We start from the raw sequence: 12,290 nt of genomic DNA on the forward strand, positions 1-12,290 counted from the left end.
GTCTCCTCGGACGACGAACGTTCCGCGGGTACGCAGTCGTACCCGGGTATCCGTTCGTCGTCCTGCGGGGACTCCCCTGCACGCCCCCGGACCGGCCGCCACGCGTCTGCGACAGACGTACCACCGGCGTACAGACGCAGGCGATCGTGGGTGGGGGCGTGCAGGGCAGTCCCCGCAGAAAATGGCGTACGACCCGGGTCCTGTGCGTACCCGGGTGAACACGCCATTTTTGAGGAGTCTGCCCGGAGGGACCCCACCCCCACCCACCGAACGGTGGGCGACCCGCACCCTACGGAGGAGGGCCATCCCCAGCCCGTCCGGCGATTGAGGACGCACCCCCCGCCCCCGCCGGGGCGAACAACGCGTCCTGGGCCGCCTCCCGCGCCACCAGCAGCGCCCCCCGCAGGACCGCCGTTCCCCCGAGCCGTCCCGCCCGTACCTCCGTCCGCAGCGGGGACATCGATTCCAGCCGCTCCGACACCCGGGCGGCCAACGCGTCGCCCCCCGCGTGCCCCACCTCGCCCGACAGGAGCACGAGCCCCGGGTCCAGGACCGAGGCGACGGCGGCGGCACCCAGCGCGAGGCGGTCGGCGAGGGCGCCGAGGTACGCCTCGCCGTCGCCCTCCCCCGCGAGCGCCGCCCGTACGGCAGCCGCCGCCCCCGGCTCCTGCCCCGCCGCCGGGGCGGCGATCCCGTGCGCGGCGGCCAGTTCGCAGAGCGGCACCGAACCGGCCAGGGAGTGGAAGCCCCCCTCGCAGTTGACGGCCGACGGCGTCCCTACCGTGCCGGGGACCGGCAGGAACCCGATCTCGCCCGCACCGCCCGACGCCCCCCGCCGCAGCTTCCCGTCCAGCATGAGCGCCGCGCCCACCCCGTGCCCCAGCCAGAGCAGGACGAAGGTGCCGGAGTCCCGCGCGGCACCGAGCCGGTGCTCGGCGACCGCGGCGAGATTGGTCTCGTTCTCGACGAGCACGGTCGCCGGCAACCGCTCCTGGAGCACCCGGACCAGGCTGCGGTGCCACGAGGGCAGCCCGGTGGTGTCCCGCAGCTCCCCCGTGACGGGATCGACGAGTCCGGGCGCCCCGATGCCGACGCTGTGCAGGGGCGCGCTCCCCGCGCTGCGGGCGGTGGCCGCCAGGAGGGCCGCGGCCTGCTCGACGGCGTCGTCCCCCTCGGTGTCGCTCCCGATCGGCAGGGTCGCCTCGGCCAGCGTCGCGCCCAGCAGATCGGTGACCACGACGGCGACGCTGTCGGTGCGCACGTCGAGACCGGCCAGCAGGGCGCGGTCCGCGACGATCCCGTAGAGCCGGGCGTTGGGCCCCCGGCGCGCGGCGCCGCTCTCACCGACCACATGGATCAGACCCGCGTCCTGGAGGCGCTCGACCAGGTCGGCGACGGTGGGCCGGGAGAGCCCGGTGAGAGTCTTCAACTGCGTGGCCGTCAGCGGGCCGTCCTGCTGGAGGAGCCGCAGAGCGAGCCGGTCGTTGATGGCCCGAGCGGTGCTCGGTGATGCGGGCATGCCGGGATCCTTCCAGATCACCGCCGCGGTGGAGGACCGGGCGATCTATTTATCAGGCAGGGTTCCTGATAGTTTACGGGCCGCACATCGAGGCGACGAACTCAGGGGAGGGCACGGCGGTATGACATCGGATTCCACGGCAACGGTCTTCGGCTCACACGAGGTGAGGCGGGCCAGGTATGCCGTCGCGGCGGTCTTCACCGTCCACGGCGCGGTGACGGGCAGTTTCGCCACCCGGGTGCCCTGGATCCAGGACCACGCCGGAGTCAGCGCGGGTCAGCTCGGCCTCGCCCTGGCGTTCCCCGCGATCGGCGCCTCGGTCGCGATGCCGCTGGCCGGCGCGGTCAGCCACCGCTTCGGTGCCCGGACCGCCCTGCGCGGGCTGCTGGCCCTGTGGACGCTGGCGCTGATCCTGCCCGCGCTGGCGCCCGGACTGCTCACGCTGTGCACGGCACTGTTCTTCTACGGGGCATCGGCCGGCATGTCCGACGTGGCGATGAACGCGCTCGGGGTCGAGGTGGAGAACCGTCTCGACAAGTCGATCATGTCGGGGCTGCACGGGATGTGGAGCGTGGGCGCCCTGATCGGCTCGGCGGCGGGCACGGTGGCCGCCCATCTGGGGACCGATGCCCGGCTGCACCACGTCATAGCCGCCCTGGTGCTGACCGCCCTGGGGCTGATCGCCTGCCAGTGGGTGCTGGACCTGCGCAGCGAGCCGGACGAGGAGCCGCCGCCGCGCTTCGCGCTGCCGCCGAAGTCGGCCCTGGTCATCGGAGCGGTGGGCTTCTGCGCGGTGTTCGCGGAGGGCGCCAGCCTGGACTGGTCGGCGGTCTACCTCCGCGACACGCTCGACAGTTCGGCCGGTCTCGCGGCCGCGTCCACGACCGCGTTCGCACTGACGATGGCGGTCGCCCGGATCGCCGGCGACCGGGTCGTCGACCGCTTCGGCGCGGTGCGCACCGTACGGTCGGGCGGCGTCCTGGCCACGGCCGGCGGGGTGCTGGTGGTCGTCGCCCCGCACCCGGCCCTGGCGATGTGCGGCTTCGGGCTGATGGGTCTCGGGATCGCCGTGGTGGTCCCGCTCGCCTTCGCCGCGGCGGGGCGCAGCGGCCCCAAGCCGGCCCAGGCCATCGCGGGCGTCGCGACGATCACGTACACCTCCGGGCTGATCGCCCCTTCGATGATCGGTTCACTGGCCGAGGCGACGTCGCTGGTCGTGTCGTTCGGTCTGGTGTCCGTGCTGGCGTTCGGTCTGGTGCTGGGTGCCGGGGTGCTGCGGGCCGGTGACCGCAAGGTGTCCGGGGCCGGTACGCGGGACGTGCCGGCGGCCGAGCCCCGCCCCTGAGCGGCCGGGCGAACCGGAGCGGGTGGGTCCGGCCGGGAGGCGCGCACCGGCCGGAACTAACATGGCGCTGATCTTTTCCGCGATGAGCGCCGAACCGGGCGAGGTGCCGGGCTCACGCACCTATACACAGGGAGCAACCATGGGCCTCGGCGTGCGCTGGACCTTGCACGGCGACGGGAAGACGCCGGCACCCGGAGCGGTGGTCCGTCCCGACGAACGGCTCTCCTGGCCCCGGACCTTCGGGCTCGGCGCGCAGCACGTGGTCGCCATGTTCGGCGCTTCGTTCGTCTCGCCGGTCCTGATGGGGCTCGACCCGAACCTGGCGATCATGATGTCGGGCGTCGCGACGGCCATCTTCCTGCTGGCCACGCGCGGCCAGGTGCCCAGCTACCTGGGCTGCTCGCTCTCCTTCGTCGGGGTCGCCGCGACGATCCGGGCGAGCGGCGGCGACAGCGCCGTGGTCACGGGCGCGGTCTTCGTGGTCGGGGCGGTGCTCTTCCTGGCCGGACTCGCGGTGCAGCGGTTCGGCGCGCGGATCATCCACGCGGCGATGCCGCCGGTGGTGACGGGCGCGGTCGTCATGCTCATCGGGTTCAACCTGGCACCGGTGACCGCGTCGACGTACTGGCCGCAGGACCAGTGGACCGCGCTTCTGGTGATGCTGTTCACCGGCCTGGCCGTGGTGTGCCTGCGCGGCTTCTTCTCCCGGATCGCGATCTTCCTCGGGCTCGTCTTCGGTTACGTCCTGTCCTGGGTGCTGGACCGCGTCCTCGGGAAGATCCACTCCCCCGCCGGCGGTGCCGAGGCCGTCGACCACTGGCGGCTGGACCTCTCGGGGGTGGGGAAGGCCGACTGGGTCGGGCTGCCGTCGTTCCACGCTCCGAGCTTCCAGTGGTCGGCGATCCTCGTCGCGCTGCCGGTGGTCATCGCGCTGATCGCCGAGAACGCCGGGCATGTGAAGGCGGTCGGCGAGATGACCGGTCGTTCGCTGGACGGCAAGCTGGGCACGGCGATCGCCGCGGACGGTGCCGCCTCGATGCTGTCGACGGCGGTGGGCGGCCCGCCGAACACCACGTACTCCGAGAACATCGGGGTGATGGCCGCGACCCGGGTCTACTCCACCGCCGCCTACTGGGCCGCGGCCTGCTTCGCGCTGCTGTTCGGTCTCTGCCCGAAGTTCGGCGCGGTCGTCGCCGCCATCCCGGGCGGGGTGCTCGGCGGCATCACCGTCATCCTGTACGGCATGATCGGCCTGCTCGGCGCGCAGATCTGGCTGAACGGCAAGGTCGATCTGCGCAACCCGCTGAACCTGGTGCCGGCCGCCGCGGGCATCATCATCGGTGTCGGCGGGGTCAGCCTGAAGATCACCGACAACTTCGAGCTCGGCGGCATCGCCCTCGGCACCATCGTCGTGATCACCGGCTACCACGTGCTGCGCGCCTTCGCCCCGGCCCACCTCAAGACGCAGGAGCCGCTGCTCGACGAGGGCACCTCCACGTACGACAAGGAGCCGCCGGCCGCCGGTTCCTGACCGGGTCAGCCGGTCGCGAGCGCGTAGGCGTAGTCGGGCGAGAACGAACCCGCCGGGCCCTGGCAGCCGTCGGACTCGCCCGGCAGCTTCACCCACAGATAGGCGTCGATCCGGGCCTCCCCCGTCCGCGTGGTGGGGGCCCGGCCCAGCGCCCGGCCCGCCGGATCGCACCACTCGTCGCCCCGGGGCGCCCCGTTCCCGTTGCGGCTGGTGTCGATGACGGCGCCCAGCCGCGCGGGTCCGCCGAGCGCGGCCAGCACCTGCCGGGCGTAGGCGGCCTCGTCGGCGGTGCGGTGGAAGTTCGACACATTGGTGAAGATGCCGTCACCGCTGCTCGCCGCCCCGGCCGCCCGCAGCGCCGCGGCCTGCTTCGCGGCGGGGTGCCAGCCCGAGTGCCCGCCGTCGAAATACACCTTGGCCTTCGGATTCGCCGCGTGCAGCGCGTCACCGGCCCGAGCCAGCGAGGCGTTGCGAGCCGCCAGGTCACCCGCCGACAGGCAGTCGGACTGCGCGACGGAGTCGGGTTCCAGGATCACGATCACCGGCCCGCCGCCGAGCCCGGCGGCGAACTCCCGTATCCACGCGTCGTACGCGACGAGGTCCGGCGCGCCACCCTCGGATGCCCCGCCGCAGTCCCTGCCGGGGATGGCGTACGGCACCAGGACCGGGGTCCGGCCGGTCCGGGTCGCCGCCGATGTGACCGCCCGGACCTGGCCGGTGATCTCCCCGGGGTTGTAGGAGGCGAACCAGACGGCGGCGGGCCGCGCCGCTATCCGCGTCTCGATCAGCGGGCGCCGGGGGTCGGCGCGGTGCGCCGCGACCCAGTCCAGCACCTGCGATCCGGGGTGGCGGTAGAGCCCGGCGGCGGGCGGTGCGGTGGTCCCGGTCGCGGAGGGCGCGGGTTTCGACGGCCGGGGCGAACGCGAGGCGCTGGAGGCCGGCGCGGACGGGGTGCGCGGGGCGGCCGTGGCGCTCGGCACCGCGGGCAGCGGCGCCGCCGTCGGTGACGCCGAGACGGCGGGGGCGGCGCGGGTGTCCTTGTCCTGACCGCCGAGGGCGGACATCACGCCGGTCGCCACGCCGGCGACGACCACCGCGGACGCGACGACGGCCATCGCCTGCCGACGCGCCCGTACCCTGCGCCGCCTGGACTCCCGCCGCGCGCCCCGATGGTGTGCGTGTACCCCCGACACTCCCCGCTCCCTTCCCCGCGTTACGGGGAGCTTAGGGGGTGTTCAGTCCTCCGGGAGTTCGACCGGGGCCAGCTCGTCGAAGAGATCGCCGGGGCCGGGGTTGGTCGCGTCGCTCGCGCCGCCGAAGTGGGTCATCACGCCCCAGACCGCGTTGAGCGCGGTCTGCACAGCGCCCTCGGCCCAGCCCGCGGTCCAGGAGATGTCGTCGCCCGCCAGGAACAGACCCCGCTTGTCGGCGGGCAGCCGGTCCTGCATGAAGTGGGTGAACAGGCGCCGCTGGTAGCGGTAGTGGCCGGGCAGGTTGGCCTTGAACGCGCCCATGAAGTACGGCTCGTTCTCCCAGGACACCGTCACCGGGTTGCCGATGATGTGGCCCCGGATGTCGACGTTCGGGTAGATCTCGCCGAGCGACTTCAGCATGACGTCCATCCGCTCGGCCGCCGACAGCGGCAGCCACTTCAGGCTGTCGTCGCACCAGGTGTACGAGAGACAGATGCTGGCCGGCCGGTCCGGGCCGTCGTCCAGGAGGTACGTGCCCCGGGTCATCCGGTCGGTCAGCGTCATCGACATGGTGTCGCGGCCGGTGGTCGCGTCCTTGTCCAGCCAGAACGGCCGGTCGACGGGCACGAACAGCTTGGACGACTCCATGTAGTGGGTGCGCTCCATCGCCGTCCAGTGGTCGATCGGGAAGAGCGCGTCGTCGCAGGCGATCTTGGAGAGCAGCAGCCAGGACTGGCCGGTGAAGACGGCCGCCCGGTAGGTGCGGATGTCGCCGGACGCGTCCGTGACGGTGACCCGGTTGCCGGCCGTGCGGTGCAGCCGGGTGACGGCCCCGCGCGGCTGCCCGTCGTGAAGCGAGGACAGCGAGGTGCCCAGCGGCCAGTGGACGATCTTCTGCGGTTCGCGTTCCCACAGGCGCAGCGGGAGCTGCTGACTGCCGCCGACGATGGAGCGGTGGTGGTCGTCCGCCTCGGTGTAGACGACGCGCAGGATCTCCAGGATGGAGTTGGGGAAGTCGGTGTCCCAGCCCCCGGTCCCGAAGCCGACCTGCCCGAAGATCTCGCGGTGGCGGAAGGACTTGAAGGCGTCGGACTCGCAGAGGAAGCCGTAGAAGGTCTGGTTGTCCAGCTTCTCGACCAGGCGGGCCCAGATCTCCCTGATCCGGGGAACATCGCGCTCGCGCATCGCCCGGTTCATGTCGGAGAAGTCGGCGCCCTCCTCCAGGCAGGCGTTCCAGGCGTCCATCACATCGCGGTAGACCTGCGGGAGTTCATCGATGGTCCGCGCGTAGTGCGACTCGCCCTTGAGGTCCACGACGGTCGAGGGGGTGGCCGGGGAGAGCGGGTTGGGGAACGCCTTCGTCTCCAGGCCGACCAGGTCGATGTAGTGCTGGAGCGCGGTCGACGACGGCGGGAAGCGCATCGCGCCCATCTCGGCGGTGAGCGGCTCGCCGTCCGTGGCGCAGCCCTCGAACTCCACGGTGCGCAGCCGGCCGCCGATGCGGTCGGCCTCGTACACCACGGGCCGCAGGCCCATCTTCATCAGCTCGTAGGCGGTGATGATGCCGGAGAGTCCGCCGCCGATGACGGCCACCTCGGTGCCGTGCTCGGTGGCCGGTATCTGGCCGATGCCCGCGGGGTGCGCGAGGAAGTCGTCGTACGCGTAGGGGAAGTCCGGCCCGAACATGGTGATCGGCGGGGCCGCTTCCTCGGTGTGCTGGACGGCGGGGGGCACGGACGTCATGGGGTACGGACTCCTTGCGGGACGGCGGGAGAGGCAGCAGGCAGGGACGGGCGGCGGGCTCAGACGAGGGAGCCGTACAGGCCGGGGCGGCGGTCGCGCAGATACGGGTTGGCGGCCCGGGACGCGGCCAGCAGGGCGGGGTCGATGTCGGCGGTGACGAGTTCCTCGCCGCGCCCCGCACGGGCGCGGACGGTGCCGTCGGGGCCGGCCAGGCAGCTCAGTCCGGTGAAGTCGAAGGGGCCTTCCGGGCCGGTCCGGTTGACGTAGGCGAGGTAGAGCTGGTTCTCGAAGGCGCGGACCGGGACGACGGATTCGGCGACGAACGAGAAGGGGTGCATCAGCGCGGTCGGCACCAGCAGCAGATCGGCGCCGGCCAGGGCGTGCGCGCGTACGTTCTCCGGGAACTCGACGTCGTAGCAGGTCAGCAGGCCGATGCGGACGCCGTCCAGCACGGCCTGGACGACCGGCTCGTCGCCGGGGGTGAACCAGTGCTGTTCGAAGTCGCCGAAGAGGTGGGTCTTGCGGTAGTGGGCGAGCGCGGTACCGTCGGGCCCGATGAGCTGCGCGGAGTTGTACAGGGTGTCGCCGTCGCGCTCCGGGTAGCCGTAGTGGACGGCGATCCGGTGCCGTGCGGCGATCTCGGCGACGGCGCGGGCGGCGGGCCCGTCGGCGGCCTCGGCCAGCCGGGGCACGTCGTCCCCGATCGCGTACCCGGTCAGGTACATCTCGGGGCAGACCAGCAGCCGGGCGCCGGTGTCCGCGGCCCGTCGCGCGGCGTCCTCCAGCAGCTCGACGGTGCCGGCGACCGAGCCGGGGCGTCCGGAGCTCTGGAGCAGGGCGGTGCGCAACGGCGGCATGGCTGACCTCGGGCGGTGCGGGCGGAGCGGGGGACGTATTGACGGTACGTTCCGCGATTCGACCCGGACAAGGCGCGACCGTTGCGCACCGACCGCCGATCCGTTGCGCTGTTCGGGCGGGATGCGACGATTCGTTGCGCGGGGGCCGGAGTCAGCCCGGCGACCCCGACGAATACCGCCTGAGCAGGGGCGACAGCACCAGCACGGACTTCGTCCGCTCGACGTACGGCTCGCCCGCGATCCGCTCCAGGACCTGCTCGAAGTGGCGCATGTCCGCCGCGAAGACCTGGACGAGCGCGTCGGCGTCCCCAGTGACCGTGGACGCCGACGCCACCTCCGGATAGCGGGCGAGCCCCTGCTTGATCGACTCCGGTGAGGTGTTGCGGCTGCAGTAGATCTCGATGTAGCCCTCGGTCTCCCAGCCGAGCGCCGCCGGGTCGACCCGCACGGTGAACCCGGTGATGGCACCCTCGGCGCGCAGCCGGTCCACCCGGCGTTTCACGGCGGGCGCGGACAGGCCGATGATGGAGCCGATGTCGGCGTAGGAGCGGCGGGCGTCCTCGGCCAGGGCGTGGACGATGCGTTCGTCGAGGTCGTTCAGTCGCACGTCGTACGGGTCACTTCTCTGCGGTGGCGCGGGCGGGCACGGCTGTGCCGGGGGCGGCGCGTGCCGCCCCCGGCAGTAGACCATGGGCCCGCCCCTCCGGGCGCGCTCACCGGGGGGTGCCAGATGTATCGACCCGGGTCAGAAGGGGAAGCGCGAGCGGCCGTGCTGCACGGAGATCCACTTCTGGGTGGTGAAGGCCTCCAGCATCGCGTCGCCGTTGAGCCGTCCGAGCCCGGAGTTCTTCTCGCCTCCGAAGGGGACGACGGGCTCGTCGTGGATGGTGCCGTCGTTGATGTGGATCATGCCGGTGCGGATGCGCCGCCCGACGCGGACGCCGCGCTCGATGTCGGAAGTGTGGACGGCGCCGCTCAGGCCGTACGGGGTGTCGTTGGCGATCCGGACCGCCTCGTCCTCCCCGTCGAAGGGGATGAGGAGTGCGACGGGGCCGAATATCTCCTGCGAGAGCACCGGGGAGTCGGCCGGGAGCCCGGTCAGGACGGAGGGGCTGACGAGATTGCCGTCGGCCCGGCCGTGCAGCAGTGCGGTGGCGCCCGCCTCGACGGTCCGGTCCACGAGGGTGCTGATCGCCTCGGCCTGGGTGGAGTTGATCAGCGGGCCGATCAGGGTCGCCGGGTCGGCGGGGTCGCCGACGGGCAGCGAGGCGACCTTGGCGACGAACTTCCCGGTGAACTCCTCCTCCACCGCGCGGTCGACCAGGATGCGGTTGGCGGCCATGCAGACCTGGCCCTGGTGCACGTAGCGGCTGAAGACCGCCGCGTCGACGGCGTAGTCGACATCGGCGTCGTCCAGCACGATGAGGGCGCTGTTGCCGCCGAGTTCGAGCACGGAGCGCTTCAGGAGCGCGGCGCAGACGGTGGCGACGTGCCGGCCGATCCTGTCGGACCCGGTGAAGGAGATGACCTGCGGGACGGGGTGCTCCAGCAGGGCGTCACCGATCTCCGCGATGTCGGTGACGACGACGTTCAGCAGCCCGGCCGGGAGCCCGGCGTCCTCGAACACCTTGGCCACCAGGGTGCCGCCGCAGACCGGCGTGTTCTGGTGCGGCTTGAGGACGACGGCGTTGCCGAGCGCCAGGGCCGGGGCGACCGACTTCAGCGACAGCAGGAAGGGGAAGTTGAAGGGGCTGATGACGCCGACCACGCCCACCGGGACCCGGTAGACCCGGTTCTCCTTGCCCTCGGTCGGCGAGGGCAGGATCTGCCCGGTGGACCGCATCGCCAGCCCGGCGGCCTCCCGCAGGAACTCCTTGGCCAGGTACAGCTCGAAGGCCGCCTTCACCCGGGTCCCGCCGAGTTCGGCGACGATCGCGTCACCGATCTCGCCCTCGCGCTCCTCGACGATCCGCAGCGCCTTCTCCAGCACGGCCCGCCGGGCGTACGGGTTGGTGTCGGCCCACGCCTGCTGGGCGCTCTCGGCCGCGCGGTAGGCCTGGTCCACCTCGTCGGCCGTGGCGACCGTGATCGCGGCGAGCTTCGTCCCGTCGAAGGGGTTGAAGTCGACGATGTCCCAGGAGCCCTTGCCCGGCCTCCACTCCCCGTCGATGTACTGGTGGGCCAGGTCGGTGAAGAAGGACATGAGATCCCTTGCAGCAGAGAGACGGCGGACGGCTGACGGGAATTCATACTACTTATGGGCGACTTGAGTTGGCGGGCATTCCAGGCCGGTCCTGGCGCGGTATCCGGCCAACTCACCACCCCCACGCGCCCCCGGACACGCCGGTGCCCCTCCCTGCGCGAACGGCCGGGAGGGGCACACGGTGGGCACAGGGCGGTGGATCAGCTCCAGCTGGCGTGCAGCGGCTTGCCCTCGGCGTATCCGGCGGCGCTCTGCACCCCGACGACCGCCTTCTCGGCGAACTCCGCGAGCGAGGCCGCGCCGGCGTAGGTGCAGGACGAGCGGACGCCCGCGATGATGGAGTCGATCAGGTCCTCCACGCCGGGGCGCGTCGGGTCCAGGAACATCCGCGAGGTGGAGATGCCCTCCTCGAACAGCGCCTTGCGGGCCCGGTCGTACGCGGACTCCTCGGAGGTGCGGTTCTTCACGGCGCGCGCGGAGGCCATGCCGAAGGACTCCTTGTAGAAGCGCCCGTCGGCGGACTGCTGGAGGTCGCCCGGGGACTCGTACGTACCGGCGAACCAGGAGCCGATCATCACGTTGGACGCGCCGGCCGCGAGCGCCATGGCGACATCGCGGGGGTGGCGGACCCCGCCGTCCGCCCAGACGTGCTTGCCGTACTTCTTCGCCTCGGCCGCGCACTCCAGCACGGCGGAGAACTGGGGCCTGCCCACGCCGGTCATCATGCGGGTGGTGCACATGGCGCCCGGTCCGACACCGACCTTGATGATGTCGGCACCGGCCTCGATGAGGTCGCGCACGCCCTCGGCGGCGACGATGTTGCCCGCCACGATCGGCACCCGCGGGTCCAGCGCCCGGACCGCGCGGACCGCGCTGATCATGGACTCCTGGTGGCCGTGCGCGGTGTCCACGACCAGGGTGTCGACGCCCGCGTCGAGGAGCTGCTCGGCCTTCCCCGCCACATCGCCGTTGATGCCGACGGCGGCGGCGATCCGCAGCTTGCCGGCCGCGTCGGTGGCCGGGGTGTAGAGCGTGGCACGCAGGGCGGCCTTGCGGGTGAGGATGCCGACGAGCCGGCCGTCCGCGTCGACCGCGGGGGCGAGCTTGCGGTTGGCGCCGTCGAGCTTGTTGAAGGCGTCGCGCGGGTCGATGTCCGCGTCCAGCAGGACCAGGTCCTTGGACATGACCTCGGAGAGCTGGGTGAAGCGGTCCACGCCCGACAGGTCGTGGTCGGTGACCACACCGACGGGCCGCCGCTCGTCGTCGACGACGACACCCGCGCCGTGCGCCCGCTTGTGCAGCAGGGACAGGGCATCGGCGACCGTCTGGCCCGGGGCCAGCTCGATGGGCGTGTCGAGCACCAGGTGGCGCGTCTTCACCCAGGAGACGACCTCGGTGACGACCTCGATCGGGATGTCCTGCGGGATGACGACGATCCCGCCGCGGCGGGCGACCGTCTCGGCCATCCGGCGGCCCGCGATGGCGGTCATGTTCGCGACGACGAGCGGGATGGTGGTGCCGCTGCCGTCGGGCGAGGACAGGTCCACGCCCTGGCGCGATCCGACCGCCGACCGGCCCGGGACCATGAAGACGTCGTCGTACGTGAGGTCGTACGGGACCGAGGGGGACTCTGTGTAACGACCGGTGCCGGGCTCAAGAAAACGCATAACACTCATTTTTTCATATGAAATGGCGCAGGTCGCTTCCACGAAGACACAGCGAATGACTCCCGCTCTCGTAGATTCCTCCAAGGAACCATCGCGGGAGTCCCGGGCAAGTGGAACCTGCCTTACCCGCAGACCCTACCCGCACGGCTTTCAACCATTCTCGAACGCCTGCCCTGGACCTGGTGACAGGGGGTCAGGTAGCTTCAAACCCGCAGGTCCCGTGGGTCACCCA

General features: G+C 72.1%; 9 protein-coding genes. 2 read left to right on the forward strand and 7 right to left on the reverse strand.

Annotation, left to right across the window (positions count from 1 at the left end; genetic code table 11):
• Positions 1–289 precede the first annotated feature (289 nt).
• Positions 290–1,519: an ROK family transcriptional regulator gene (locus B082_RS0108255; protein ID WP_018551342.1), complete on the reverse strand. Its 1,230-nt coding sequence runs from the start codon at positions 1,517–1,519 to the stop codon at positions 290–292.
• Between the two features lie 121 nt (positions 1,520–1,640).
• Here B082_RS0108255 and B082_RS0108260 point away from each other — a divergent pair, with 121 nt between their 5' ends.
• Together B082_RS0108260 and B082_RS0108265 are read left to right on the forward strand one after the other, a co-directional pair.
• Positions 1,641–2,864 (forward strand): MFS transporter, encoded by a 1,224-nt coding sequence (locus B082_RS0108260; protein WP_018551343.1) that lies wholly within the window; start codon positions 1,641–1,643, stop codon positions 2,862–2,864.
• A 139-nt stretch (positions 2,865–3,003) separates the two neighbouring features.
• Positions 3,004–4,395: a uracil-xanthine permease family protein gene (locus B082_RS0108265; RefSeq protein ID WP_018551344.1), complete on the forward strand. Its 1,392-nt coding sequence runs from the start codon at positions 3,004–3,006 to the stop codon at positions 4,393–4,395.
• A 5-nt stretch (positions 4,396–4,400) separates the two neighbouring features.
• Here the strand turns inward: B082_RS0108265 and B082_RS0108270 are convergent, their stop codons facing one another.
• The 6 genes from B082_RS0108270 to B082_RS0108295 all read right to left on the reverse strand — a co-directional run bounded on the left by B082_RS0108270 (position 4,401) and on the right by B082_RS0108295 (position 12,058).
• Entirely contained in the window at positions 4,401–5,510 is a 1,110-nt protein-coding gene (locus tag B082_RS0108270; RefSeq protein WP_018551345.1) for a glycoside hydrolase family 6 protein, read from the reverse strand.
• Between the two features lie 120 nt (positions 5,511–5,630).
• Complete coding sequence (locus B082_RS0108275) at positions 5,631–7,331, reverse strand: flavin monoamine oxidase family protein (RefSeq protein ID WP_018551346.1); 1,701 nt, start codon at positions 7,329–7,331, stop codon at positions 5,631–5,633.
• Positions 7,332–7,390: 59 nt separating this feature from the next.
• Positions 7,391–8,188, reverse strand: coding sequence for a carbon-nitrogen hydrolase family protein (locus B082_RS0108280; protein ID WP_018551347.1), 798 nt, complete (start codon positions 8,186–8,188; stop codon positions 7,391–7,393).
• Positions 8,189–8,339: 151 nt separating this feature from the next.
• Positions 8,340–8,795, reverse strand: a complete 456-nt coding sequence (locus B082_RS0108285) for an Lrp/AsnC family transcriptional regulator (protein WP_018103925.1) — start codon at positions 8,793–8,795, stop codon at positions 8,340–8,342.
• 138 nt (positions 8,796–8,933) lie between these two features.
• Positions 8,934–10,391: an aldehyde dehydrogenase family protein gene (locus tag B082_RS0108290; RefSeq protein ID WP_018551348.1), complete on the reverse strand. Its 1,458-nt coding sequence runs from the start codon at positions 10,389–10,391 to the stop codon at positions 8,934–8,936.
• Between the two features lie 200 nt (positions 10,392–10,591).
• Positions 10,592–12,058: a GuaB1 family IMP dehydrogenase-related protein gene (locus B082_RS0108295; protein WP_018551349.1), complete on the reverse strand. Its 1,467-nt coding sequence runs from the start codon at positions 12,056–12,058 to the stop codon at positions 10,592–10,594.
• Positions 12,059–12,290: the final 232 nt, after the last annotated feature.

The sequence above is a fragment of the Streptomyces sp. ATexAB-D23 genome, from assembly GCF_000373645.1.
Classification (GTDB): domain Bacteria; phylum Actinomycetota; class Actinomycetes; order Streptomycetales; family Streptomycetaceae; genus Streptomyces; species Streptomyces castrisilvae.